The organism is Geoalkalibacter ferrihydriticus DSM 17813, assembly GCF_000820505.1.
In the GTDB taxonomy this organism is placed as follows: domain Bacteria; phylum Desulfobacterota; class Desulfuromonadia; order Desulfuromonadales; family Geoalkalibacteraceae; genus Geoalkalibacter; species Geoalkalibacter ferrihydriticus.
Genome location: NZ_JWJD01000001.1, coordinates 167,531 through 193,777, shown reverse-complemented (window position 1 = coordinate 193,777; position 26,247 = coordinate 167,531). Strand labels below are relative to the sequence as shown.

Annotated in this window: 22 protein-coding genes and 1 tRNA gene; 13 read left to right on the top strand and 10 right to left on the bottom strand. The window is 56.5% G+C overall.

The genetic code is table 11. The features are described from left to right. Positions 1–62: 62 nt before the first annotated feature. The 3 genes from GFER_RS00965 to GFER_RS00955 are packed head-to-tail and all read left to right on the top strand — an operon-like array spanning position 63 to position 2,691. A complete protein-coding gene (locus tag GFER_RS00965; protein ID WP_040095265.1) occupies positions 63–299 on the top strand; it encodes a FeoA family protein in 237 nt (78 codons plus the stop codon). A 3-nt stretch (positions 300–302) separates the two neighbouring features. Further along, complete coding sequence (gene feoB / locus GFER_RS00960; RefSeq protein ID WP_040095263.1) at positions 303–2,465, top strand: ferrous iron transport protein B; 2,163 nt, start codon at positions 303–305, stop codon at positions 2,463–2,465. A gap of 40 nt (positions 2,466–2,505) precedes the next feature. Further along, on the top strand, positions 2,506–2,691 hold the full coding sequence (locus tag GFER_RS00955) for a FeoB-associated Cys-rich membrane protein (protein WP_040095260.1): 186 nt from the start codon (positions 2,506–2,508) through the stop codon (positions 2,689–2,691). A gap of 213 nt (positions 2,692–2,904) precedes the next feature. Here the strand turns inward: GFER_RS00955 and GFER_RS00950 are convergent, their stop codons facing one another. Beyond that, positions 2,905–3,981: an LbtU family siderophore porin gene (locus tag GFER_RS00950; protein WP_161807369.1), complete on the bottom strand. Its 1,077-nt coding sequence runs from the start codon at positions 3,979–3,981 to the stop codon at positions 2,905–2,907. A gap of 135 nt (positions 3,982–4,116) precedes the next feature. Between GFER_RS00950 and GFER_RS00945 the strand changes: the two genes are divergently transcribed. From GFER_RS00945 to GFER_RS00935, 3 genes are all read left to right on the top strand, one after another. Further along, complete coding sequence (locus GFER_RS00945) at positions 4,117–4,866, top strand: AzlC family ABC transporter permease (RefSeq protein ID WP_235263982.1); 750 nt, start codon at positions 4,117–4,119, stop codon at positions 4,864–4,866. Further along, on the top strand, positions 4,863–5,186 hold the full coding sequence (locus GFER_RS00940) for an AzlD domain-containing protein (protein WP_040095255.1): 324 nt from the start codon (positions 4,863–4,865) through the stop codon (positions 5,184–5,186). The genes GFER_RS00945 and GFER_RS00940 overlap by 4 nt, the downstream gene beginning before the upstream one ends. A 99-nt stretch (positions 5,187–5,285) precedes the next feature. Beyond that, complete coding sequence (locus tag GFER_RS00935; RefSeq protein ID WP_040095252.1) at positions 5,286–5,639, top strand: TraR/DksA family transcriptional regulator; 354 nt, start codon at positions 5,286–5,288, stop codon at positions 5,637–5,639. Positions 5,640–5,792: 153 nt separating this feature from the next. On the opposite strand, the gene GFER_RS00930 is transcribed toward GFER_RS00935, so the two are convergent. The 4 genes from GFER_RS00930 to GFER_RS00910 form a co-directional block, all read right to left on the bottom strand. Beyond that, positions 5,793–5,867 (bottom strand) — tRNA-Gly (locus GFER_RS00930). Between the two features lie 42 nt (positions 5,868–5,909). Next, complete coding sequence (locus tag GFER_RS17355; RefSeq protein WP_052445826.1) at positions 5,910–7,205, bottom strand: tRNA nucleotidyltransferase/poly(A) polymerase family protein; 1,296 nt, start codon at positions 7,203–7,205, stop codon at positions 5,910–5,912. A gap of 58 nt (positions 7,206–7,263) precedes the next feature. After that, on the bottom strand, positions 7,264–8,568 hold the full coding sequence (locus tag GFER_RS00915; RefSeq protein WP_040095246.1) for an aminotransferase class I/II-fold pyridoxal phosphate-dependent enzyme: 1,305 nt from the start codon (positions 8,566–8,568) through the stop codon (positions 7,264–7,266). Positions 8,569–8,711: 143 nt separating this feature from the next. Next, entirely contained in the window at positions 8,712–9,569 is an 858-nt protein-coding gene (locus GFER_RS00910; RefSeq protein ID WP_040095244.1) for a GerMN domain-containing protein, read from the bottom strand. Positions 9,570–9,654: 85 nt separating this feature from the next. Between GFER_RS00910 and GFER_RS00905 the strand changes: the two genes are divergently transcribed. Further along, the gene (locus tag GFER_RS00905) at positions 9,655–10,581 is read left to right on the top strand and encodes an AEC family transporter (RefSeq protein ID WP_040095242.1); all 927 of its coding nucleotides are present in this window, start codon (positions 9,655–9,657) and stop codon (positions 10,579–10,581) included. A 195-nt stretch (positions 10,582–10,776) separates the two neighbouring features. Here the strand turns inward: GFER_RS00905 and glnA are convergent, their stop codons facing one another. After that, entirely contained in the window at positions 10,777–12,186 is a 1,410-nt protein-coding gene (gene glnA / locus GFER_RS00900) for a type I glutamate--ammonia ligase (RefSeq protein WP_040095240.1), read from the bottom strand. Positions 12,187–12,280: 94 nt separating this feature from the next. Further along, positions 12,281–12,619, bottom strand: a complete 339-nt coding sequence (locus GFER_RS00895; protein WP_040097095.1) for a P-II family nitrogen regulator — start codon at positions 12,617–12,619, stop codon at positions 12,281–12,283. A 435-nt stretch (positions 12,620–13,054) separates the two neighbouring features. Here GFER_RS00895 and GFER_RS00890 point away from each other — a divergent pair, with 435 nt between their 5' ends. Next, entirely contained in the window at positions 13,055–14,734 is a 1,680-nt protein-coding gene (locus GFER_RS00890) for a hybrid sensor histidine kinase/response regulator (RefSeq protein ID WP_040095237.1), read from the top strand. A gap of 239 nt (positions 14,735–14,973) precedes the next feature. Continuing rightward, complete coding sequence (gene lpxA, locus GFER_RS00885; protein ID WP_040095235.1) at positions 14,974–15,768, top strand: acyl-ACP--UDP-N-acetylglucosamine O-acyltransferase; 795 nt, start codon at positions 14,974–14,976, stop codon at positions 15,766–15,768. Between the two features lie 31 nt (positions 15,769–15,799). Here the strand turns inward: lpxA and GFER_RS00880 are convergent, their stop codons facing one another. Together GFER_RS00880 and GFER_RS00875 are read right to left on the bottom strand one after the other, a co-directional pair. Continuing rightward, positions 15,800–16,219 carry a hypothetical protein gene (locus GFER_RS00880; RefSeq protein ID WP_052445825.1) on the bottom strand — a complete coding sequence of 140 codons (420 nt, stop codon included), beginning with the start codon at positions 16,217–16,219 and terminating at the stop codon, positions 15,800–15,802. Positions 16,220–16,319: 100 nt separating this feature from the next. After that, positions 16,320–17,987: an Rqc2 family fibronectin-binding protein gene (locus GFER_RS00875; RefSeq protein ID WP_040095233.1), complete on the bottom strand. Its 1,668-nt coding sequence runs from the start codon at positions 17,985–17,987 to the stop codon at positions 16,320–16,322. Between the two features lie 126 nt (positions 17,988–18,113). Between GFER_RS00875 and GFER_RS00870 the strand changes: the two genes are divergently transcribed. Further along, positions 18,114–19,400 (top strand): O-acetylhomoserine aminocarboxypropyltransferase/cysteine synthase family protein, encoded by a 1,287-nt coding sequence (locus tag GFER_RS00870; RefSeq protein WP_040095231.1) that lies wholly within the window; start codon positions 18,114–18,116, stop codon positions 19,398–19,400. A gap of 57 nt (positions 19,401–19,457) precedes the next feature. On the opposite strand, the gene GFER_RS00865 is transcribed toward GFER_RS00870, so the two are convergent. Continuing rightward, entirely contained in the window at positions 19,458–21,335 is a 1,878-nt protein-coding gene (locus GFER_RS00865) for a DUF389 domain-containing protein (protein ID WP_040097091.1), read from the bottom strand. Between the two features lie 266 nt (positions 21,336–21,601). Here GFER_RS00865 and GFER_RS00860 point away from each other — a divergent pair, with 266 nt between their 5' ends. The 3 genes from GFER_RS00860 (at position 21,602) to GFER_RS00845 (ending at position 26,204) form a co-directional block, all read left to right on the top strand. Further along, a complete protein-coding gene (locus GFER_RS00860) occupies positions 21,602–22,420 on the top strand; it encodes a DUF3014 domain-containing protein (protein ID WP_040095228.1) in 819 nt (272 codons plus the stop codon). A gap of 133 nt (positions 22,421–22,553) precedes the next feature. Then, on the top strand, positions 22,554–23,444 hold the full coding sequence (locus GFER_RS00855) for a radical SAM protein (RefSeq protein ID WP_040095226.1): 891 nt from the start codon (positions 22,554–22,556) through the stop codon (positions 23,442–23,444). A gap of 297 nt (positions 23,445–23,741) precedes the next feature. Further along, complete coding sequence (locus GFER_RS00845) at positions 23,742–26,204, top strand: two-component system response regulator (protein WP_040095222.1); 2,463 nt, start codon at positions 23,742–23,744, stop codon at positions 26,202–26,204. Positions 26,205–26,247 lie beyond the last annotated feature (43 nt).

Here is a 26,247-nt window from a genome sequence, read left to right as displayed (position 1 = left end):
CCTTCCGGCAGCGGTTTTTTTCCAGCGATTAAAATTCCTATCAAACTGAAGGAGACATTCGCATGACTCACTCCTTGCGACGGCTTGCCGTCAATGAACGGGCGCGGATTACCTCGGTTACGGCCGGTGGAGAAATCGGCCGACGTCTGCGCGACATGGGACTGACTCCCGGCACCATCGTACAGGTCATCGGCCGTGCACCGCTCAGGGATCCCGTGGCTCTGCGACTGCGCGATTTCACGCTGACCCTGCGCAACAACGAAGCCGACGTCATCATGATCGAAAAGCTGGAGGAGTAGTCCATGAGCAGCACAGCGACAATAGCCTTTGCCGGCAATCCCAACTCCGGAAAAACGACACTTTTCAACACTCTCACCGGGTCGCGGCAACGGGTCGGCAACTACCCCGGCATCACGGTGGAGCGCAAGGAAGGCCACTTCACTTTCGAGAACGTCAAGGTCAACGTGATCGACCTGCCGGGGTGCTATTCCCTATCGGCCTACTCCGCGGAAGAACTGGTGGCGCGCAAGGTGCTGGTTGATGAGCGACCCGACATCGTGGTCGATATCGTCGATGCCACCAAACTCGAACGCCACCTCTACCTGGCAGTTCAGCTCTTCGAGTTGGGCGTTCCCGTCATGTTGGCACTTAACATGATCGACGACGCAAAAAAACAGGGACTGCGCATCGACACCGGCCGCCTGAGTGAGCTACTCGGCTGTCCGGTGGTCGAAACCGTTGCCCGCACCGGCCAGGGCAAGCAGGAGCTGACCGCTAAGGCCCTCGCCCACGCCAAACAGCGTGGCGGCACCTGGGAGCCACTGGCCGTCTCCTACGGCCCCGACATCGATCCGGCTCTCAAGACCATGAGCGAAAAAATCGAGGCCGCAGGATTCATGACCAATCGCTATCCGGCTCGCTGGGTGGCCCTGAAGTACATGGAAGCCGATGAGGAGATCGTCGCGGCCGGAAAAGAGATCGGCGGGCTCCACGACGAGCTGCAGACGATCGTCGCACAAACCCGCGAGCATTGCCGCAAGACGCTGAACACGGTGCCCGAGGCGATCGTCGCCGACTACCGCTACGGCCTGATCAACTCGATCATGAAGCAGGATATCGTCACCAGGGAGATCTCTCAGCGAGAACGCGTCGACTTCAGCCAGAAGCTCGACAGCGTCCTGACCAATCGCGTTCTCGGCCCCTCGATCATGATCGCCGTGCTCTACACCATGTTCCACATCACCTTTACCGTCGGTGAAATTCCCATGGGCTGGCTGGAGGGCTTTTTCGGCTGGCTCGGCGAGACGGCAACGGCCCTTATTCCCGATGGCATGGTGCAGTCGCTGGTGGTCTCGGGCGTCATCGACGGCGTCGGCGGCGTTCTCGGTTTCGTGCCCCTGATCATCGTCATGTTTATCATGATTTCCTTTCTCGAAGACTCAGGCTACATGGCCCGCGTCGCCTACATGCTCGACCGAATCTTGCGGATTTTCGGCCTGCACGGCTGTTCGGCCATGCCATTTATTATTTCCGGGGGCATCGCCGGCGGCTGTGCCGTCCCCGGCATCATGGCAACACGCACCCTGCGCAGCCCCAAAGAGAAGCTGGCCACCCTGCTGACGGCCCCCTTCATGCCCTGTGGCGCCAAGCTGCCGGTGTTTTTGCTGCTGGTGGCGGCCTTCTTCTCTGAACACCAGGCCCTCGTCATGTTCTCCATCACCCTGTTCGCCTGGGCCATGGCCCTGCTCGTTTCCAAGCTGGTGCGCTCGACCATTATCAAGGGCGATCCGACACCCTTTATCATGGAGTTGCCTCCCTACCGCATGCCGACTCTGCGTGGCGTCCTGACCCATACCTGGGAGCGGGCCTGGCAGTATATCAAGAAAGCCGGTACGATTATTCTGGCCGTTTCGATCATCCTGTGGGCTGCTTTGACCTTTCCGGGGCTGCCGGAAAGCGAAGAGGCCCGCTTCGAAGCACAACGCCAGAGCGTCATGGAAACCGTTCTGCAGGAAGAGCAGCGGCAGAAACTGTTAATCGAGATTGAAAATGCGCAGGCCCAGGCGGCTGTCCGCAACAGCTTCGCCGGTCAGGTCGGCACCTTTTTCGAACCGGTCAGCCAATGGGCCGGATTCGACTGGCGCACCAATATCGCCCTGGTCGGGGGCTTTGCCGCCAAGGAAGTCATCGTATCGAGCTTCGGCACGGCTTACTCCCTCGGCGAAATCGATCCCGAAGAATCAGCGCCTCTGTCAGCCAGGCTCGCGGCCGACCCGATGTGGACACCGTACACGGCCATTGCGTTGATTGTCTTCGTGCTCCTCTATGCGCCTTGTTTTGTGACAGTGGTAACCATGGCTAAAGAGTCCTCCTGGCGCTGGGCGCTGTTTTCGACCGTGTTTAATACTTCTCTCGGGTTTGCCATTGCGGTTCTGGTCTATCAGATCGGCAGTGCTCTGAGCTGAGGCAAAGACTGGGAATTTATACCCTCAGGAGAAATCTGAAATGGGTCTCTGGGACAGCATTATTACCCTCGTCATCGTTATCGGCGCCGCATTCTATCTCTACCGCAAGTTCAGCCGGACTCGCTCCGACAGTGGTTGCGGCTGCTCCGGTGAGGGAGGTTGCAACCAAGCGGGCTCTTCGCGCGATCTCCCCCATGCCGGATGCAAAAGCGACCGGAAGCGTTGAGTTCAATCGAGTTGACAGAAGCATTTCAATTAGTGCGCGCATTTCCCAGGGGACGAAGAAAATCTCCTCCGTCCCCTGGGCACCACAAATCAGCCTCTCAATAACCAACTAGATCACCCACCATAAAAAAACCTGCATCGAAAAATGCAGGTTTTTTTATGGAATCTACACCGCTCACAAGCGGTGTTTTTTTATCTGCAGGGTCGTTGCTGGTCAGAACTGAAAAGCGAGCTGAGCCATCACGCTGTGGCTCTTCTCGGCATCGCTGTCGCCATAGAGATATTCCAGAGCCAGCACCGTACTGCGGAACAGACCACGGGAAACAACACCACCGTAACGCTGGAGATCGTCCTGAAAATCCTTGGCGCCTTCTGCCTTGACCCCCAGCTGCCAGCGCTCCGCAGGCAGCCAGGCCAGCTCAACATTCCATGCCTGGGGGCGCTTGCCCGTCAGATCCTCGCCTGCGGCAACGACATCGGCAGAAAAACCTCTAAGCGCTGCGACATATTCGGCCTGAAGTACGAAAGCGTTCATCTCCCAAGTCCCATAAAACGCGATTCCATCAACACTTGAGGTATACAAATCGGCATCCGTCACCAGCCCGATATCGCTTTCGGCCAGATCGCTGAGGTACGAAACCCCCATGGACAACCCCTCCGCCAGGATAATATCAAACGATGCCACCCAGGAGTCGATACTGTCATCGTCGCCGACGGTATCGACCTCGCCGTTAAACACCCCGACGCGCAGGACCGCAAAATCTCCTTCAACACCAAGGACCACGGCGGTCTGATTGGTTTCGCCAAGTTCAAGAGTCAGGGGATCGGTGATGAAGACGCTTTCGAAATTTCCGAAAGGCAGATACATTTTCCCCCCTGCAAATGTTGGATGCATACCCCATACGGGATAGGGATGACGCAACAGGATCACGGCCTGATCGACCTCCATGGATTCGGTTTCACCCTCCTCCCACAGCAGTGAAAGGTGTCCGCCGATATTGTCGTTGATGGCGACATCGGCATAGAGTTCAATAGTTGCCAGTTGCAGATCGCTACTCTCGTCACCGCCCTCGCTCTTATGCCAGGACCCTTCCAACTCCAGCAAACCACCGAAATCGATGCGCTTGCCCAGCGCCCACAAGCTAAAGGGCTCGTCCAGCTCCACCTCATCTTTTTCCAGAGCTGCAATACGCTTCTTTAAATTTTCAATCTCACTGCGTGTCGCGTCATGTGTCGGCTGTGCCACGGCCATCGTCGGCACCAATGCCACAGCCACTATGATCGCGACCAAAATGGGCCAAAATCCTGCTTTCTGCATAGTTACTTTTCTCCTCTTCGGGGTTAATTTGGCGTAACATAAGACATTTGAAAGCGATTTTCAAGTACAAATTCAAACTATTGCCTTGACCTCGGGAACGAGTTATCTATGATCAAAAATTCTCTTGAATATCTTTTCCAGCGACGAGTGCGGGTTATGATGGACGAGCAGAAAAAAACGAATGTGCTTCGCCAAGGTGTGGCGGCTGCCTGGCCGATCTGCCTGGGCTACTTTCCCCTCGGCCTGGCACTAGGCGTGCTGGCGCAGAAAGCGGAAATTCCCTGGTGGGCGGTAGCCATGATGTCCGTTCTGGTTTTTGCCGGCAGTGCCCAATTCATTTGCGTCGCCATGCTCGCCGCTGGAGCCTCGATGCCGGCCATCATTCTGACGACCTTCTTCGTTAACCTGCGCCATGTACTGATGAGTTCGGCACTGGCGGTCTATCTGCAGGGCGTCAGCCGTCGATTCCTGGCCCTTTATTCCTACGGCGTCACCGACGAGAGCTTCGCCGTGAACCTGACTCGCTTCCGCGCAGGAGCCTGGGATCGCTGGCGGGCCCTGATAGTCAACCACCTGGCCAATTCGGTCTGGATCCTGGCAACGATCTGCGGAACCCTCGTCGGGCAATTTGTCCCGCCCGGCGCTCTGGGTATCGACTATGCCCTGACCGCAATGTTCATCTGCCTACTGGTTCTTCAGTTGCAGGGTGCCATCTACCTTCTTACCGCCGTGATCGCCGGCGCGCTGGCCGTTGTCTGGTACCTGACGATTCCCGGTGACTCCTACATTGTCGGCGCCTCGATAAGTGCCGCGACAATGGGCTACATTCTTAAGCGGCGACTGCGGAGGGAACCATGAAATTCATGGATTACCTGTTTCTCTTCGCCGGCATGGGGCTGGTTACCTACCTGCCCCGCGCCCTGCCCCTGCTCTACTTTACCCAGCGGAAAATGCCACTGTGGCTCATCGACTGGCTCAGCCTGATTCCCGCAGCAATTCTTAGCGCCCTGCTCGCGCCGACCCTTTTTACCGATACCGCGACGCGCACCCTTTCCTTCAGCAAGCTCGAACTGCTGGTGGCGATTCCAACCCTGTTGTTCGCATTAAAAACGCGCAGCCTAGGAGGCACGGTATTGGTGGGCATGCTGCTTTACTGGCTGGGGGGAATGCTTTTTTGACAAGATTTGCGCGGCTCTGAGTGCATCCTGCGCGTGGATATCGGCACGTGGGCGCAACGCGGGCCGCGCTCATCTCTAAAAACAAGGAGAAAGTTTCTCATGCGCGATGATCTGGTTCTGGACGAATTCGAAAAACTTCTGGAGGAGCGCCTCGCCACAATCCAAAGCGAACGCGAAGCCCAGCGCAAAGAAGGGGCACCCGTTGAGCTTGATCAAACCAAGGTCGGGCGTCTTTCGCGTATGGACGCCATGCAACAACAGGCCATGGCTCAAGCTACGGCTAACCGTGCTGAATTGGAAACGCAGCGGATCCGAACCGCTCTGAGCCGTTTGCGCTCAGGAGACTATGGCTACTGCGTTAAATGCGAAGAAGAGATCGCCGAGGGGCGCCTACGGGTTGATCCGGCAACCTTGATCTGTATCGATTGTGCTCGGACCGCAGAGAAAAAATAAAGGGAGGATATCAACATAAATTCTGCTGATGCGAGCCATAATGGCTGACAGGTGAGAAAAAAAAACCTGACATCTCAACCACGCTTGTTAAAGACAGCGGTGAAAGTCAGGGTTTATTTTCTCGAAATCCGCAAGAATTTCGAAATTTTAAATTGGAGCGGGAAACGGGATTCGAACCCGCGACCTTCAGCTTGGGAAGCTGACACTCTACCACTGAGTTATTCCCGCCCAGAATGTGGAAGTGGATTATAGGAACCGCCCCACCCTTTGTCAATCTTCTTTTTGGCTCAGGGATTTCAGGAATTCTTGCGCGCTTTCAGGGCTTGTGACGGAGCCGTTAAGTTCGGCTTCAGTAAGAGCATCCAGAAGTTTCCCGACCGTCCTGCCGTTGCTGACGTGGAGTTCGCGTCGCACCCAGTCGCCGCCGAGCAGAGGCGGCACACGCCCGTCGAGATTAAGGGACTGCCAGGCCCTCGCGACATGGGGAATAAGTTTTTTGAGCTGCGCGGTCGCATCGACTTGGCAGGCTAAAAACACCAAGGCATCAAGGGGGTCGCGGCCGAGGCGCGCGGCCCACAGGGCGAGTTGCCGCTGTGATGGATTGTTGTTGCCGGGCAGGGGTGAAATTTGGCTGGGCCGGAGCAACGCCAGAGCCTGTAAGCGATTGGTTGTGACCCGCGCCAGAGCCAAACGTTGGCCCAGCCCAATCAGCCCTAAGGCGATGGGATAAGCACGTAAAAATGCTCCCAGGCGCAGAAGGCCTGCGCGGGTCAGCCCCGCTTCCACGCCGTCCGCCAGACAATCCTGCATGCCGTCCAGGGCGCTCAGGCGTTCACAGAATTCAGTCGTTTCTTCAATGGCAACGCTCTGCTCCCGCTCCGTGGCCGCGCCGAATATATTTGTCAGGCCTGCACAATCGGCCAGGACCTCTAGACCCTTCAGGAGTTGCGCACTGCCAAAGAGGATAAAGAGTTCAGCCTTGATGCGCTCACCGGCCACCTTGACCAGTTGCGATGACGCGGCCTGGGCCAGAGAGCAGGTTTCGCGATCGGGGTAAAGGTCATGAACCGCCGCAAAGCGCGCCGCCCGCACCACCCGCAGAGGATCATCCGCGAAGCTCGTCGCCGCGCAAGCCCTGAGCCTTCCCTGGGCCAGATCCTGCGCGCCCCCCAGGGGATCGATGAGCTCCGGCGCGTCTGTGGCGGTCATGTCGATGGCCAGGGCATTGACCGTAAAATCGCGGCCGCGCAGATCACCCTCCAGATCGGCTGCGCGAAAAGGCGAAAAATCAAAGGTCGGCTCTTGGGCACCACGTCCAAGGACCACCCGACTTTGACGGCGTGGCTTATCAAGCCAGAACCAGTGGCCTTTGCACTGACGCGCCCAAGCCCGCGCCAGAGATGTCGGATCACCCGGAGAGGCAAAATCATAATCATGAATCGCGCGCCCGCGCAGAGCATCACGCACTGCTCCCCCGACCAGGTAGCAGGCTTGCCCTTCAGGAAGAAACCCAATAAATTCAAAAATCTTGCAATCTTTTTCAAGAAACGACTTGAGGTTTTTCAACGACCCACCAAAAAGAAAAGGCCCGCCGAAGCGGGCCTTTTCCCTACTGTTTCAAGGCTCAGGTTAAATCCTGAACCGCCTGGTAAATGATGTCGAACAATTCCGGAATATCTTTCTCTTCGATACACGAGAAGGCGATCCGCAGATCGGTCTTGCCGATGGAGATAGTGCCCACGCCGTATTTGTCGAGCAGATGCACACGCAAATTTTCGGCATCGACGTTCTTGAGCTTGAGGCACATGAAATAGCCCGAGTTGAAAGGATAGTAATCCCAGGCCTTGTCGAACTTGCCGCTGTTGAGCACCTTTTTGACCTTAAGCGCGCGGCCCTTCATGACCTTGTATTTTTCTTCCTTCTGCTTCTGGAATTTGGGCGACTTGAGCGCCTCGACCACGAAGGTTTGCGAAGGATGCGGACAGTTGGAAATGGTGGCGCGGATGATGCCCAGAGTTTTCTTTTCCAGAGCGGTAATCACCGGGGCGTTTTCGTACTCATGTCCATCGGCGAACGTGATAAATCCAATGCGAAAACCCCAGACATACTCTTCCTTGGTCGCGCCGTCGAGTTTGACCGCCAGCACGCGCGGGTGCCGGTTAGCCAGTTTGCCAAACAGCGACTCGGTCATGGAATCCTCGAAAAACAGACCGAAATAAGCGTCATCGGTGACCGCAACGATCTTGCAGCCGCTCTCGGCCACCTCAAAAATCGCCTCGATGATGGCATCACCCTCGGCAACCGTCGGCGTGTAGCCGCTGGGATTGTTGGGGAAGTTGAGCAACACCACCGCCTTGCCCTTCTCTTCAGCCGAATTTCTCAGCACAGCTTTGAAGGCATCGACATCGAATCCGCCCGCGACGGTAAAGGTCGGATACTTCTTGATGATGGCGCCACGCCGAGTGGCAAAGGTCAGATTATAGTTGCCCCACAGCATGTCGGGAAGAATCAGATGGTCGCCCGGATCCATGAACAAGTCTGCGACAATGGAAAGACCATGGGTCAAAGCGTTGGTGACGATGGGCAGGCTGATGTGTTTGCCCTGAAGGCTGGGGTTTTCTGCCAGCATCTTGTCGCGCCAGAGGTTTCGCAGGTCCAGGCGCCCGGCCGGTGGCGCATAGGGGTAGATATCCTTGGGCTCGAAAGCGGAGAGTTTTTCGTGAATGCACGGCAGATACATGGGTCCGCCCTTTTCCGTGGCGATCCCGATGGTGGCGTTGAACTTGTGCGCTTTTTCCTTCGCTTCGGCCGACTGGGTCAAAATCCCCTTGGGGAAAAACAGGTTTTTCCCGAGATCCGAAAGGGATTCAAGAACATTGGAGTTGTGCTGCACAAGCATTTCATTGAGTTCGGCGGCCAGTGGATTCATCAAGTCCTCCCAGATACAGGTTTCCAACGTTTCGAGCCTTTTCGTGGCAGGGAAAAGGCCTGCTCAAAGTCGGTATTTAATCAGGATGGTCGGGGACTGTCAATGGGAATCAAAGTCCCTTTGAATGTATACAAACAAGGCCCTCAATCGTGCGAGAGAAGCGCCAGGGGCCAGAAACCTTCGCCCTGTGCCTCGCGCCCCTTGCCGTCGACGATCTGCCAACTCAGGTAAACCTCGTCGCCGGCGCGAATGTGCCCGGGCTCGACAGGGTGTACCACCACGGCCATGTCGAATACCGAGGTGAAGTAGTCTCCCCGAACAGGCTCGCCCCGCGGATACTCCATCTGAAATGCCTTGACCTCAACGGGGCGATCAAAAAAGACCAGCATTTCCCCGGGAATCGCGTCGGAATCCTCGTGCAGCAAGGCCTGCAGGACAATCGGCGGACCGGGGTCCACAACCTCGGTTCCCGCCAGCGAAATATCGCCTTCGGGCAAAAGGGCCGGCACCTGTCCAGCCACCATCACCCTGACCCGCTCTATCTCTTCGAATTGCAGCAGAGTTTGGCCGATGGAGGCCAGCATGGCCTGTTGCAAATCGGATCGCATCTGCATCAATTCAGCGGAAAAATGAGCTATCGCCAGCCCGTCGCTCACCGCGACCTCGCGCAGGACGGCCTCTTCGGGGAAGGGATTGAGCAGTGAGGTCTCCATGCCGAAAGCCTCCGGTCCATGCATGACCTGCCCCAGCACCATTTGCGGCCGTCCCTGGGTCGCAAAGGTGAAATGCGGCACAGGCCTTAACTTCGTCGGATCTTCGGCCAAGGGATAAAACCCGACCAGCGCATAGCACACGCCTTCGGCAACCGTGGGCGGCTCACCAAAATGCGCGCGATAAGCTTCGCTGGCCACGACCCGCGCGGTGGGTGCCTCCTGGCGCTGGCAGCCAAGAGCCAGAAAAAAGACAACCAGCACCGCAATCATGAACGTGCCGAACTTCATGGGAATCTCCTTATGTTTGTGGGGCTTCGTAACAGTCTACCAAAATGTCATCTGCGCTGCAGAGCGTTGCGCCGCGCAAGGCTGCATGCTACTCTCCTGCTTCATTCCGCGCGAGGTTTCCATGCTTTTCGTCCAGGTTGTCTTACCTGTTTTTCTGATTGTTTTCAGCGGCTTTGTTCTGGAAAAAAGCAGCCGCCTGGATTTTCGCACGCTCACCATCACCTCGCTCTACCTGCTTGCACCTGCCCTGGTATTCAGCGCCCTGATGAAAAGGGACTTCGACCTGAGCCTGGCGGGCGACCTGTTTCTCTTCATGGTGCTTTACACGGCGATCCTCTATGCCCTCTCCCGCGGGTTGGCCGCACTGCTCGGCTTTGATGACGAGAGTCGCGGCGCCCTACTGCTGACCACCGTCATGATGAATGTCGGCAACTTCGGTCTGCCCCTGACCTATTTCGCCTTTGGTGAGGCAGCGTTGGAAATCTCTGTGCTGACCTTCGTCCTTTTTAACATCCCTTTGGGAACTCTGGCCATCGTTATTGCCCAGGGATCCCGCAGCTCCCTGCCTACGGCCCTGGGCAACATGGCAAAAATCCCCATCTTTCATGCGGTCATTCTGGCCTTTTTCTTTAAATGGCTCGGCTGGCATCCCCCCGAATTCATTCTGCGCCCTCTCGATCTGCTCGGCCAGGCGGCGATTCCCCTCATGTTGGTCATGCTCGGCATGCAACTCGCGCGCACCCAATGGCAAAGCCGTGTCGGATTTTTCTCGCTGGCCACAGCGGTGCGGCTCGGTGTCGCTCCTATTCTGGCCTGGGGCCTGACTGCCGTCCTGGGGATAGAGGGCCTGACACGCGCGGTCCTCATCCTGCAAACCAGTACGCCTTCTGCGGTGTTGCCCCTGCTCTACGCATTGCGCTTCGGCGGACGTCCCGACCTGGTCGCCGGCACCATCCTCACCACGACTTTGATCAGCGCGGTGACGCTGACGATTTTGCTGTATTTACTCTAGGAGCAGAAATCGGACACGGATCGAATCTGATCAAACCGGATTCAACAAAAAGAATTTTCCGAAAACCCTGTTGGTCGGATTTATCATCCGTCTTTATCAGATTGGATCCGTGTCCCATGACCGGGTCTAACCAAAAAAAGCCCCCCGGCTGAAACCGGGGGGCTTTTTGGTGCTGCGATCGAAATTGCCGAGAGATCAGCAGTCGTAATACAGAGCGAACTCCAGAGGCGCGGGACGCATGCGCACGGGGTTGACTTCGGCGTTCATTTTGTAGTCAATCCACATGTCGATGACGTCCTCGGTGAACACGTCGCCCTTAAGAAGGAATTCGTGGTCATTGCGCAGGGACTCGAGGGCATCCTGCAAGGAGGTGGCAACGGCGGGGATGTCCTTGAGCTCTTCGGGGCTGAGGCCGTAGATGTCCTTGTCGAGGGGATCGCCGGGATCGATCTTGTTCTCGATACCGTCGAGACCCGCCATGAGCAGCGCAGCAAAGGTCAGGTAGCCATTGCACGAGGGATCGGGCGTGCGGTACTCGACGCGTTTGCTCTTGGGGTTGGTCGTTGCGGGAATACGCAGCGACGCCGAGCGGTTGCGGTTGGAGTAGGCCAGGTTGACAGGCGCTTCAAAGCCGGGCACCAAACGTTTGTAAGAGTTGGTGGTCGGGTTGGTGAAGGCACACAGCGCCTTGGCGTGCTTCATGATACCGCCGATGTACCAAAGGGCTTCCTTGGAGAGGCCGCCGTAGCCGTCGCCGTAAAAGAGATTGACGCCGTCTTTCCAGATTGACTGGTGACAATGCATGCCCGAACCGTTGTCTCCATACAGAGGCTTTGGCATAAAAGTTACGGTTTTTCCATTACGTACGGCAACATTCTTAATAATATACTTGAACCACTGAAGGGTATCGGCCATGGAAACCAGGGAGTCGAAGCGCATGTCGATTTCACACTGGCCACCGGTAGCGACTTCGTGATGAGCGGCTTCAACGCGAACGCCCACGCCTTGCAGCACCTGCACCATCTCGTTGCGCAGGTCGATGAGGGAATCGGTCGGCGCGCAGGGGAAATAACCTTCCTTGTGGCGCGGCTTGTAGCCGAGGTTGGGAAACTCTTCACGGCCGGTGTTCCAGATGCCTTCCACCGAGTCCAGGCAATAGAAGGACTCATTGGCACTTGAGGCGTAGCGCACATCGTCAAACACGAAAAACTCGGGCTCGGGACCAAAAAAGGCGGTGTCGCCGATACCGGTAGACTTCAGGTAGGCTTCGGCCTTCTGCGCGATGAAACGCGGATCCCGAGAATACCCCTCGCGGGTGAAGGGATCGATGATATTGCAGATCAGGCTCAGAGTAGAAACTTCCGGGAAAGGATCAACCTTGGCGGTGGCGGGATCGGGCATGATCAGCATGTCGCTGTTGTGAATCGGCTGCCAGCCACGAATAGAGGAACCATCAAACCCAAGACCTTCCTCGAAGATGTCTTCTCCAAATTCACTGACGGGGGTGGTGAAGTGCTGCCAAACACCGACGAAATCCAGGAATTTGTAGTCAACCATCTGGCAATTATTTTCTTTGGCGAATTCGACAACTTCTCTTGGGGTCATGCGCATCTCCTTTGAACGTTAAACGTTTCTGAACAGTCCTTCCCTTTGAAGGATAGCTCAACACTTTGTTGCATAATCCTATGTCGCGACGGGATCAGAGGGCATCGTCACCGGTTTCGCCGGTACGAATACGTACCACTTCATCAACCGGAGTGACGAAAATTTTCCCGTCACCGATGCGCCCGGTGCGGGCGGCCTCGGCGATGGCATCGACCACTTTCGACACCAGATCATCGCGAACAATAATCTCCATCTTGATCTTCGGAATGAAATCAACGACATACTCGGCACCGCGATAAAGTTCCGTGTGCCCTTTCTGGCGCCCGAAACCCTTGACCTCACTGACGGTGAGGCCCTGGATCCCAATTTCGTTGAGAGCCTCTTTGACCTCATCGAGTTTAAAGGGCTTGATGATTGCTTCAACTTTTCTCATCTTTTTTACCTCCAGAACGATTTTGGAAAACCAAGCATGCAAAAGGTTGACAATTATAGGCTTCACATCTCGCCCAAGCAAGGTGAATTGCGGGATTGTGTTTTCCGCTGCGCTCTCGAGATCCAAATAATAGCAAAGAGTCTGCCCATTTCTGGCAACCCTCAACAGAAACACAACAAGCCTATGTAAACATTAAGTATTTAAATTTATCAAGGAGAATTCTTACCGCGCCCCGAACGGGTTCAGGGCTCAAAAGTTAGGCATCCAGACAACGCCCGTGCCTAAAAAGAGAGCAACAATCAAAGAACAGGGTTAACCTGCGATGCATTTGCAGGCAGGTGCCAACAGCGGCTGGACCAATAATCCTTTGACCTGGTTAAAAACCTATTGTATAAAAATTACCAACTATTATTCCCTTTCATCAACTGGGACCCCATGAAAAAAAACCTCACTGTGCTGGTGGTGGATGACAGTCCGACCCAGGTAGCCGTCTTACAGGACGCCCTGGAAGAAAGGGGATTTTCGGTTCAGGCAGCTGCCAACGGCATCGAAGCGATCGGCAAAGTCTACCAAAATCCTCCCCACTTGGTTCTCAGCGATATCATTATGCCTGAACTCAACGGCTACCATTTATGCCGATTGCTCAAGAACGACCCCGCGACTGCCGAGATACCCGTCGTCCTTCTGACTCACCTCAGTGAACAACATGATCGTTTCTGGGGCCAGCATGCAGGAGCGGATCTCTATCTCGAAAAATCATCTCCCACAGATCAGATTGCCGAGGCTCTGGAGAAGCTGGCCCAACAAAGCCCCCTGGCCAAAGCCCCCGGGTTTTCTCCCGCCGTCACAGGCAACCCGCCGCGGGAGGTTATCCAGGCACAGGTCAATGCGATTCTTGATCGGCTGCTTTACGAGTCCACCATTTCCAACGAAGTCCTCAAGCTAACCAGTCTCGCCCATGATGTCGGCGCCCTGGCGCAGGAGCTACTGAAGTTTCTCAGTGCTATCTGCCGTCATGATGCTGCAGGCCTTTTGCTACGCCACAGTCGCAAGAAACAGACTTTGGCCTTTTGTCTCAATGCGCCCATGCCGAGCGGATTTGCCGCCCAGGCACAGGAGATGATGCTGGCTCGGGCAGGCCTTGAGGCCGACAGCGTGGCGCGTACACAGCTCTTGATTTTCCCCGAAGGGCAGGATTCTGCTCCTGAGGATGAGGAGAAGGGCGAAATCCATGTTTTTCATGCTGCTGAGGTCAAAAGCGACGGCGAGCTTTTGGCCCTGATCTGCCTTTTCAATCGCGCTCCTCGCCGCCCCAGTGAAGGCATTGTCCAGGCGCTGCAACTGGTGGCCGAACGCTTTTTGATCGTGGCGCGCTACCTATGTAAATTAGCCGAAATCGATGAAGTTAAAGCCGACTTCATATCCATGCTGGTTCATGACCTGCGCTCCCCCCTGACCAGCATTCGCGGTTTTTCCGACGTCCTGGCCCAGGGAATGCTCGGGCCGCTCAACGATGAACAAGCAGGTGCCCTGCAAAATATCCAAGGCGGCTCAGACCGCCTGCTGTCGCTGATCGAAGATATCCTGCATCTCTCAAAACTTGAAGCCGGAAAAATGCAGATTCACCCCGGCCCTTTTCGATTCGACACCCTGGCACGCGCTACTTTTCAGGATCTGGCCGCTCTGTTTCTTGAAAAAGACCTTCAGTTGGATTTTTCGCCCGACGAAAATTTACCCGTCATTCTCGGTGACGAGCAACAATTGCAGAGGGTTCTTGCCAACTTGTTGACGAATGCGGCGAAATTCAGTCGCCGCGGTGGACGGATTCTCATCACTGCGCGGCTGCTTGAGGCTTTGCCCGAAGGCGCGACTTCTTTGCAGGTCGAGGTTGCCGATGAAGGTCCGGGAATCGCCAAAAACCAACAGAAAGAACTCTTCGGCCGCTACCAGCAGATCCGCGGCGACACCCCACGCTCCCGCGAGGGAACCGGGTTGGGGCTAGCCATCTGCAAAGAAATCGTGCATTTGCACGGTGGCCGGATCTGGGTTGAGAGTCCCATCAATGCTGCAGGCGGTAGTCGCTTTTGTTTTACCATCCCCCAACCCCGGCATTGACATCGGTCTGTCTGTTTCTGCATATCGCACATTGCCCTTGCCGCAGTCCGGGCTTGGTGGTATATCCATGGCGATTTACTCTGTGGAACAGTCGGCTGTGGCGGCATCGCTTGCAGTGACAACTCACCTGCGGCTCAAATATCCAACGCGACACTCAACGCCGCGGTCGGCGGCCCGATGGCCCATCGCAACTGAATAGTCGAGTTGCTTTTTTCAACGTCTTCCCAAAGGTGTTTATCATGGCGGTGAGAATTCATCCCAGTGCATATGTTGATCCGAAGGCTCAGTTGGGCGACGGAGTGGACATTGGCCCTCAGGCATTTGTCGATGCCGATGTGGTGATCGGTGAAGGCACGCACCTCATGCACGGCGCACACATCGCCCGCTGGACGACTCTGGGTAAAAACAATCGGATTTTTCCCGGTGCCATTATCGGCCAGGAGCCTCAGGATCTCGGTTACAAGGGTGAGGAAAGTTACACTCTTATCGGAGACGGAAACGTGTTTCGCGAAGGGGTCACGGTGCATCGCGGCAACCGCCCTGGTACCCGAACCCTGGTGGGCGACAATAATTATTTCATGGTCAACAGTCATATCGCCCACAACTGCATCCTCGGCAATCACATTATCCTGGTCAATGGCGCTCTGCTTGCGGGCCATGTGGAAATCGACGACCGAGTCATCATCTCGGGCAACTGCCAGGTTCATCAGTTCGTGCGCATCGGTGCATTTGCCATGATGCGCGGCGGTTCGGGAGCAGCCAAGGACGTCCCTCCTTTCTGTATAAACGACGGCCTCAACTGGATTCGCGCGATCAATGTGGTGGGCCTGAAACGCAACGGTTTCACTCCGGAAAGAGTCCGAGCGATCAAGGAGGCTTTTAAGATCATTTTTCGTTCGGGAGTTGGCCTGAAAGTGGCCTTGGAGAAGGTCGAGCAGGAGGTGCCGATGACGGAAGATGTACAGGCCATGCTGGCCTTTATCCGCGCCAGTGCGCGCGGCATCGGCAACGGACGTGGCTCAAGCAGGGAATGAGTTGATCTGAGTCCCTGAGGCGGAACAGGAATCAGTTATGCAAGCGGGCAAGGAAAATTTCAAGCAGGGAGCTTTTTTCACCGAGAAGAAAATTTCGCACTTCGTCGCGCGCAATGTTGCGGTCCCAGCCTCGGGCGACCAACTGATCGAGAACGCGTTGGAATTTCTCTCGACGCCGGCGACCCGGTTCGCTGTCGTCGCGCCGATCCCAGTAGTGAGCCACCAGGGTCGATCCGCAACGGCAATTGCGGTACAACTGGACAAAGCTCAGATCGTTGTCCGCCAAGGGCTTGAGTCGGCCGCCGCCGAACAGCCTGCGGGTCTTGCGCACATAATCCTCGGTTGACTGGAATACAGCGCCGCAATTGCCGCAAATCTTTGGAAAGGTTTCGGCGTGCAGGGCTTTCAGACTCTTCAGAATTTCATATCCTGGATTTCCCTCCATGGCCATGGGCCACCTACCTTCCTTGGGGTCGCTTACGGCACCTGCACAAAAAAATTAACTCACTCAAATATATTCGCAACAGAATAAATTGCAAGGGTTATTTGATCTATTCCAGCATTTTTTTCGGTTCAACCCGTAGGGTCGTGAACGCCTGCACACTCACCAGCCCCGCCGGCGCTCCCTTGGGCTTGCGCACGTCGGCGGCACGCGCCACCATCACCTCGACTTTACCTGCCGCAGACCCTTTGGAATAGCCGGCCGCCAGCGCCGCCGCAAAGAGCATGTCCTCGTCGGGGATCTCTTCGCCCCGGTTACGCACTTTGAGCACCAGGTGGCAACCGGGCATGCCCTGGGCATGGAACCACCAATCTTGCGGGGCGGCCAGCTCGCGTGTCACATAATCGTTGGTGCGATTGTTGCGCCCCCAGAAAATGCGATAGCCGCCCGGACTGACGGCTGAACGAACCCGACTGCGCGGATCAGTGACGGGGCGTTTGCCGAGACGCCCCTGCGAGGCAAGCAGGCCCGCCTCTTCGAGTTCATGGCGAACGGCGGTCACATCAACAGCTTCCTGCGCCTGTTCAAGAGCGTGCTGCACCGACTCGAGCCAGTCGCGCTCCTGTTGCGATTCCTGCAGGCGCCGGGCAATATGCCCGGCGCCGCGCCGCCCTTTTTTATAACGACGAAAATACTGTTCGGCATTCTGGGCTGCGCTGAGGCGCGGATCAAGGTTAATGGTCAGGGGTTGTGGCGGATCACGATAATAATCTTCCACTTGGATCTGGTGCATCCCCGCCGAAATGCGATAAAGGTTGGCCAGTAACAACTCCCCCTTTTCGCGCAAGCCTTCTCCCTCGGCAAGTCGCCGTTCTTCCTGGCGAATCTTCTCGATCCGTGCATTGATCCGCGCCAACTGCCGCGCCACTCGTTGCAGCAATTGCCGTTTTTCGCCCAACTCGCCGGCCTCCCCCATGGCCAATTGAAAATAATACTCAGCCGCCTCCGAGGGGGAGGTAAAGTGGCGCACATCCTCCAACTCCACGAAGTGCACCGGGAAGGCAGAGATAAAAGGCGCGCCTTCCAGGCGCCCGACCGTCGGGGCATAATCGCGCTCCCCGCGGCGAATAATGATTTCTTCAACAAGCTTGCTCAATGAGCGACCCTGTTGCAAGCCGGCGGCAAGTTCCGCCGCTACAAACGACGACATAGGCGTCAGCGTGCGAAACAACCAGCGCGCGACCTCGTCAGGCGCACCTCGGTCTTCCGGTAATTCGTGAACCTCGGAGAGGGGCGTCAGGAGCCGGGGGGCGGGAAGTTGATAGGGTTGCCCAGGCAGCAGAATGCGGGCTGCGCTCTCTTGTTTTTCACGTTTCCAGAGATCGACGATGAAACCGTCGCCGTCAACCAGCACCAGATTGGAGCGCCGCCCCACGAGTTCAACGGCCAGCAGATAGGCCTCGCCGCCGGGTCCGCTACAGTGCAGATGCACGATTCGCTCATTGGGTACAAGGGCGATGCGCTGAAGGCGGCTGAGTCGCGCACGCAGCAGTTGGCAGAAGCGCGGCGGTGCGGCCGGGTTGGGAAAACTCTGCTCGCTCAGGTGCAGACGAGGAAAGCGCTGCGCGGGAGAAAGCAGCAGACGCAAGTTTTCGCGGCCATTCCACAGGCGCAGAATGAGGATATCGGCCTCGGGTTGAAATATCTTGTCGATGCGCGAGCCTGCCAGCTTTTCTTGAAGTTCGGCAGTCACCGCTTCGATCATGAGAATGTCCATGGTTTCTCTCGAAGATGAAAAAAATGTTGAACTTTTTTTCGGATTTGATATAGGTACAAAGTTAGTTTCTTTATAATTTTACTTAATTTCTGCGAAGATTTTCCCCTCAAGGCAAGGAGTCATTCAATGAGTGAAGAAAGAAAAACCGGTCTCGGCACCAAGGCCCTGCATGCCGGCCAGGTCCCCGATCCCACAACTGGCGCCCGCGCCGTTCCCATCTACCAGACATCTTCCTACGCCTTCAGCTCCTCGGAACATGCGGCCAATCTTTTTGCCTTGAAGGAAATGGGCAACATCTACACCCGTATCATGAATCCGACCAGTGATGTGCTGGAAAGACGGCTGGCGGAACTCGATGGCGGGGTGGGCGCGCTGGCGCTGGCTTCGGGCTCGGCCGCCATCACCCTGGCGGTGCTCAATATCGCCCGCGCCGGGGACAATATCGTTTCCACCAGCTACCTCTACGGCGGCACCTACAACCTCTTCCGCCATACCCTGGCGCGCATGGGCATCCAAGTCAAGTTTGTCGATTCGTCCAACCCGCAAAACATCGCCGAGGCCATCGACGCCGACACCAAGGCCGTCTTTCTGGAAAGCATCGGCAACCCCAAAAACAACGTCGATGATTTCGAGACCATCGCCACCCTGGCCCATGGGCAAGGGGTCCCGGTTATCGTCGACAATACCGTGACCACGCCCATGCTCTTTCGCCCCATCGAGCACGGCGCCGATATCGTCTGCTACAGCCTGACCAAATTCATCGGCGGCCACGGCACCAGCATCGGCGGCGCGGTCGTCGACAGCGGTCGCTTCGACTGGTCGAGCGGCCGCTTTGCCGAATTCACCACGCCCGATCCCAGCTATCACGGTCTGGTCTATCATGAGGCGCTGGGCAACCTGGCCTACATCCTCAAAATGCGCCTCACCCTGCTGCGCGACATGGGGCCCTGCCCCTCACCTTTCAACAGCTTTCTCTTTTTACAGGGGCTTGAAACCCTGCATGTGCGCATGCCGCGCCACTGCGAGAACGCTCTGGGCGTCGCCCGCTTTCTTGAGCAGCATCCCCAGGTTTCCTGGGTTAATTATCCCGGGCTTGAAAGTCATGCGGACTACCAGCGCGCGCAAAAGTATCTGCCCAAGGGTCAGGGAGCGATTCTCGGCTTCGGCATCAAAGGCGGGGCCGCCGCCGGTGCAAAATTCATCGACAACGTCAAGCTGGCCAGTCATCTGGCCAACATCGGCGATGCCAAAACCCTGGTGATTCACCCGGCGTCCACAACCCACCAGCAGCTTTCCGCCGAGGCGCAGACTGCTGCCGGAGTGACGCCTGACTTCGTGCGGGTTTCAGTAGGCCTGGAAGATCTCGATGACATCCTTGCCGATCTCGACCAGGCGTTGCAGGCCGCAAAATAGAAAACCCGATGGCTGATGCCTGAACATTTATCAGGCATCAGCCATCGCCCCGAAAGTTCACCGTCTGACCCCGACAGCCGCCTCCACCACCGCGCTACGACCAATTCGCTCTTCAATCGCCGCTTTTATCTCGTCAAGTGCCACATCGTCGATGGATGTCGCCGACAGCAGGCGCATGGATAGATAAATCGGCTCTCCCCTGCGTACCGCGACATCACGGAGGACCACATTATGCACCTCCATGCCTTCCAGAGCGCGCACGATGGCCTGCTCTTGCTGCATGCGTACAAAACCAAACGCCAGCGGCACGCACACCAGGCCAACCAGCAGCACGGATAACAGTAATCCACGTTTGGCGCGGTGAAAGGGAGCGAAGCCCAACACCAGAAAAGTTAGAGTGCCCATCAACACAATACCGGAGAGATTGGTCAGAAACAGCAGCAGAGCTCCCCAGAGAACCTCCCAATTCATCCAGCCGATGCCGATGCCCGCGACCGCCAGGGGCGGCACCAGGGCTACGGCGATAGCCACGCCCGCCAGGCTCTTGACCACTTCCTCCCGGGCATGGGCATAGGCACCGGCGATCCCCGAAATGACCGCAACGCCCAGGTCCAGCAAGGTCGGGCTCAGGCGCGCCGCGATTTCCGGTGTTACCACGCGCAGCGGCATCAGCCATCCGACCACGGCAGAAAAGCCCAATGCCAGCGCAATCCCAAGCCCCAGGGTGCGCAGGCTACTGCCAAGAAGCGCCGCGTCCTGACGGGCGACGGCCATGGAAAGAGAAATGATGGGACCCATGGTAGGGGCTAGAATCATCGCGCCGATAATAACCGGCGAAGAATCGGCGAACAGGCCGACGGTTGCCAAAAGGGCGGCAAGCACCGTCAGGGTGAGATAATGGGGCGTCGTTCGCGCGTTCGCCCAGAGGTGTTCATAGAGATCACGGAACTCTTCGGTTGCCGCATGGGACATGATTGGCAGCGGCTTGGCCATCAATTCTTTGCAGGCTTCACCGACCGGAAGAGCCTGAATCCGGAAAACCTCTTTATCCGAGATGTCTCCTTCATCAATATCCAGGTCGCGGCCGGGGATCAGGCGCAGCACTCGGGAGGATACCTCGAAGACCAACTCCTGGCTGCTCAGCCAGGCGCCGTCCTGGACATACTCCAAAGGCTGATTGCTGGATATTTTCAACCATCCCGTGCGAATATGGCCGATAAAAGGAGCCCGCCGCCCCCCTCGGCGACCGCCCAAAAACAAGGCGTTGACCAAAAAACGCAGCATCTCCATCAAGCTGCGCGGCGCCAGCACCAGGGCATGCAGCTTGCCGTCATTGATGTTGGTGTCAGGTAGGATACTGCGCGAGAGTACCGAGTTGCGCGCATGCTCGACCACCACGACACCCAGCGCCGCGGTTTCGAGGTTTTTTTCCTGTTGAGTCAGTATCTGAAAAAGCTGTGGGCGCAGCTTGCCAAGACCCTTCAGGCGTTTGAGAAAGCTGGAAAATCTCACGCTCAGGCCCTCCACATCGGCGGCTGGGCGTAAACCGAATACCTGACCGGAAACCACCGAGTGGAATACCGGACGACCATTGCAGAACAACAGGTCAACGCGCCGCTCCTTGGGCTCGGCCAGAATATCGGCAACCGCATCTTCGAGTTTCTTTGCAATGCCATAGCCGGCCAAGGCATGCTCCATGTCCGGATGGGGAAGCAAGCCCAGGCACCAGCCCCGTTCGGCTGCCAGGGGCACAAGCTCATACATATCCTCGTCGCTGAGATATGTGACGACCCTCTGGTCTTCGCCCCACTCAGGAAGCGCCTTGAGCAGAAAAGGGAGGATTTCAACCTCCTGGGCTTCAAATAGGGGAGCAAGTTTTTCATGCACTTCCTGCTCTCTGGCAGGGTCAAACAAAAGCTTCAATGAGCCGGGCATAACTTTTACCTCATGCTTGAATTTTTCCAATCGCACGGAAATCAGTGCTGCCATCGCCAAGGACAGACGCTGCAGCCTTGGCAGAATTTTGCCTGTCCGGAGTTTGCACGCAAGGAGTTGCCAATAAGAGGATTCTCGATACTCTTATATCAATTTTTTCAGCGACCGCCGGGTTTTTGAGAGACTATCCCCTTTTATCGATTGAGCAACGACAATCCGGAGGACAAAAATAAAACTCCACAACCAAGCACCCTAAGGAAAAAGCCATGCAAAAAACATTGATCGCACTGGTCGTTGTGGTTCTCGTCGGAGTTGCCGGGTTTTTCTATTGGCAAGGCACCCGGCATCGTGATCCTGAGCCGCAACCCCTGGTGGAAACACCGACCCAGCCACTTCCAACGCGCGAAGAGCCCGCCATGCGTTATCCGGTTCCGGAAGTGCCTCCGCCGGTTGTGGAGGAGGCCACCCCGGAGCCCGTCGAACCCATTCGGCCGCTGCCCACCCTGAATGAAAGCGATGCGGAAATGCAGGACCACCTCGCCAGTTTTTTCCCCGGGCAGGAGTTGAGTGAGCTTTTTGTACTCAACAACATCATTCAGCGCATCACGGTTACAATCGATACTTTGCCGCAAAAAGATCTACCGGTGCGGCTTCTGCCCACCAAACCCACCCCCGGCTCTTTCATGGTCGAAGGCCCTGAAGGTGAGCAGGTCATCAGCCCCCAGAATCAGCGCCGCTACGGCACCTTCGTCAGACTTGTGGATGCCGTCGACACTCGCCGGGCGGTGGCCGTCTATGTGCGTCTCTATCCTTTGTTTCAGCAGGCGTACCGCCAATTGGGTCATCCCACGGGATATTTCAACGATCGACTGGTCGCGGTGATTGATCATCTACTGGCCACCCCCCAGGTCACCGAGCCTGTACGGGTCGCACAACACGTGGTCCGTTACCGCTTCGTCGACCCGGAACTCGAAGCACTCTCGGCGGGACAGAAGCTCATGATTCGCATCGGTCCGGACAACGCTCGGATCATCAAGGCAAAACTGCGTGAGATTCGCGAGGCGGTGACCAACCTGCCCCAATAAAAACTTGAGGGCGCGCAAGACACTGGAACTGGACATACTTTTTGTAACCGTTCAGCCTGCGGCGCCACTCAACATTGCAGCTGAACAGGTACATTTTTTTTTCGATTTTTGTCGACAACAACCACGGAGTCCCATGTATTACTATTTCGATTACGAAGAACCCGTTTTTCGCCCACCGTCTGAAGCTCGCTCATTGATTTTGCAGGCCACCATCGGGTGTTCTCAGAACAGTTGCGGATTTTGCGGCATGTACAAGATGAAGCGCTTTCGGGTACGGCCTGTCGCCGAAACCCTTGCGGAGATCAGATCCATCCCCCGGCATCATCGGGAAGATATTCAGCGGGTGTTTCTTGCCGACGGTGATGCGCTGGTTGCGCCCCAGGCCGACCTGGTTGCCATCCTCGATGAATTGGCCGCGACTCTGCCCCATCTGACCCGGGTGGGAATTTACGCCTCCCCTAACAGCCTGACGACCAAAACCCAGGATGATCTTGAGCAGTTAAGGGAAAAAAAGGTGCGCATTCTCTATTTCGGCCTGGAAAGCGGTGACGACCCGACACTGCAACTGGCCCGCAAGGGCTTTTCGGCCCAGGAGATGCTCGCATTATGTCGCAAGGCGCAAGCAGCAGGGATAAAACTATCGGTGACGGCCATTCTCGGTCTCGCCGGACAGGAACGCAGCGCAGAGCACGCCTTGGCCACTGCCAATTGGATCAACGCCCTATCTCCCGAATATTTTTCACTGCTGACCATGTTCCGCCGTCACAACGACACGTACTTCTCCGCCATTCGCCCCCTGAGCAACGGGCAAATCATTCAGGAGGCGCTGACTCTGGTGAGGCAACTGCAGCCGCGCCGCACCATCCTGCGCTCCAATCACATCTCCAACAACCTCAACCTTGCCGGTAGCTATCCCAAGGATCGCGATAAAATCATCGCCCAGGCTGAAATGGCACTGCTCCAGGCGCGCCGTCAGCCAAGCTGGTTTGAGGAAATTCCGGACTACGGCGAGGCCTACTATTGACCATGAACTCAGATACGCAGGGCTTTACGCCCGCCTATCTGCGCCTGTTTCAGAACGGTGCTTTGGCCGAGCGCGCACGCCGTGCGCGGCAGCTGCTGGAAAACTGCACGCTGTGTCCGCGCCGCTCTGCAAGCAGCAAAAAAGTCAGGACTACGGCGCCTCGACCGCACCTGAGCGAAAGAACTCCGGATTTATTTTTTTGCGGTTGACAGGCCTGATTCATAAAAGCTATTTTTTAATCTCACCTCATGCTTTTAATGATGAAATCATTGAGAAAAATTTTCCGGAAGTTCTGCAATGCCCACAAATTCCCATATCCTTTTGGTCAACAGCGCCGCGGAAATCCGCTGCATGTTGCGCAGGTTACTGGAAGAAGCGGGATATACGCATATCTCTGAAGGCCAGTGTGGACTGAGCGCCTCACAGATGCTTCGCACGACCCCTGTTGATCTGCTGATTACCGACATCGAAGTACCCAGCCTCGACGGCTGGCGGTTGGCGCGCCTGATTCGCAGCGGTGTCTTCAGATGCAAAAGTGATATCCCCATCATCGTCGTTGCCAAAACCTGGTGTGAACGCATTGCAGAAACCACCGCCCGCGAATTCGGCGTGAACGCGCTGGTTGCCCTGGAACATTATCAACGTCTGCCACAGGTGGTGCAAAACTGCCTGAACACCCCGACGGAAGCCTTTCGTAATCCAACGGTACTGGTCGTGGAGGACACGCCCGATACGGCGCAAATCGCCCAGCGCGTACTGAGTCACCGTTTCGACGTCGAAATCGCTGTGGACGGCCCTTCTGGCCTAGCCGCCTGGACCGCCCGTCGTCATGATCTTGTGCTGCTCGATACCATGCTTCCCGAGATGTCCGGGCCAGAGGTTCTTGCCGAAATCCTCAAACTCGACAACGCCCAGCCGGTGGTCGTCATGACCGCCTTCAGCAGTGTCGAGCTGGCCGAAAAGCTCATGCATCAGGGTGCCGCAGATTTCATCGCCAAGCCATTCAGGGCCGATCAGTTGCGCCGCGTGTGTGAACTGGCTGTGCGGCGTGAAGATTATCTGGTGAGCAACGCGCAATTTGCCGCGCGTGTCCGCGAGGTTAAGGAGCGCACGGAAGCCTTTCACCAGGTTTCACAAACCCATCAGCGTCTGCTGGACAATCTGCGCACGGTCGTGGTCGAACTCGATCATGATGGAGAAATTGCCTTTCTCAATCAGGCATGGACCGAACTTACCGGTTTCTCGTTGGACGAGTCACTGAACAAGCCCCTCGCCTCTTTTCTGCTGCCCGACGGTGACGGTCTGCGACCGCTTTTGTCAGCCAAATTGCACGAACTTCAGGGTGAGATGCGCCTGCTCGACAAACAGGGTGCCGTGCTCTGGGTCGAGTTCAGACTCAATTCCATGGTATCTCCAGGCGGCCGACGCACTATTTTCGGCTGCCTGGACGACATTTCCGAGCGCAAGAAAACCCAGAAACAACTCGATTTTCTCAACATGCATGATCGCGTCACCGGCCTTTACAATCGCCACTACTTCAATGGCTCCCTGCGTCGTATGGCCGCGGTCAGCGCCCGGGGCAAAGCCAGCCATGCCTTGCTGTATCTGGACATTGATCATTTCAAAGTCATCAACGACAATTTCGGCCACCAACGCGGCGATGCCATCCTGCGTGAAATTGCCGAGTTGATGAAATCACGACTGCGCCGATCCGACGTTTTGTGCCGCTTGGGCGGCGACGAATTCGCCATTCTCATTCCCGACGCCGATTTAACACAGGCTTGCCAAGTGGCCAACGAGATGTCTCAGATCATTCAAGGTCATTCGCTGCAAATGGACGCGCGGCAATCCCTGGAACTCAGTTGCAGCGTCGGCGTCAGTGAAATTGACGGCAGCGCCGGTAGCGCCGAAGAATACCTCAAGCAAGCCGACATCGCTCTTTATGCGGCAAAACGGCGGGGCCGCAATCGCATCCAGATTTATGACCCCGCAGACCGGGAGAATGACGCCTTGCGTGCCAGGCTCAACTGGGTCCGGCATCTTCGTCGCGCCATCGAGGATAATCGCCTGCTGCTGTATTTTCAGCCCATCATGCATATCGCCAGCGGTGAAATTGTCCATTACGAAGCTCTGGTGCGCCTCGATCTGCCCGAGCGCGGCATCGTTTCTCCCGGTGAATTTATTCCAGCCCTCGAGAGCGCCGGCGAAATGACCTTGCTCGACCACCAGGTTATCCGACAAGCCGTCGACCACCTCAAGAACTACCCCGGATTGCGGCGCATCGCCGTCAATCTCTCGGCGCAAGCTTTCAGCGATTTGGATCTGGTGCCCCTGGTAGAGGAGCAATTGCACCGGCACGGCGTCGAACCACGCCGCCTGATGTTTGAGCTGACGGAAAGCGCCAGCATCAGCAACATCAGCGGTGCGCAGCACATGATGACTCAACTCAACGATCTGGGGTGCGCATTCGCCCTGGATGATTTCGGCACAGGTTTCAGCACCTTCGGTTTCCTCAAGCAGTTTCCCGCCGATTACGTTAAAGTCGACGGCAGTTTTATCAGGAATCTCGACCGCGATCCCATTGACCAGGTTCTGGTGCGCTCCATCTGTGAAGTGGCCGCCACCCTGGGCAAAAAAACCATCGCCGAATTCGTTCACAACCAGGTGGTGCTGGATCTTGTGACCAAATTGGGTATTGATTACGCACAAGGCCATCACATCGGCCGCCCCCTGCCGGTGGATGCTCTCGGACTAACCTAGGACCCCGCTCGGCAAGTCGGAAATTATTCAGGAACTGTTCAAC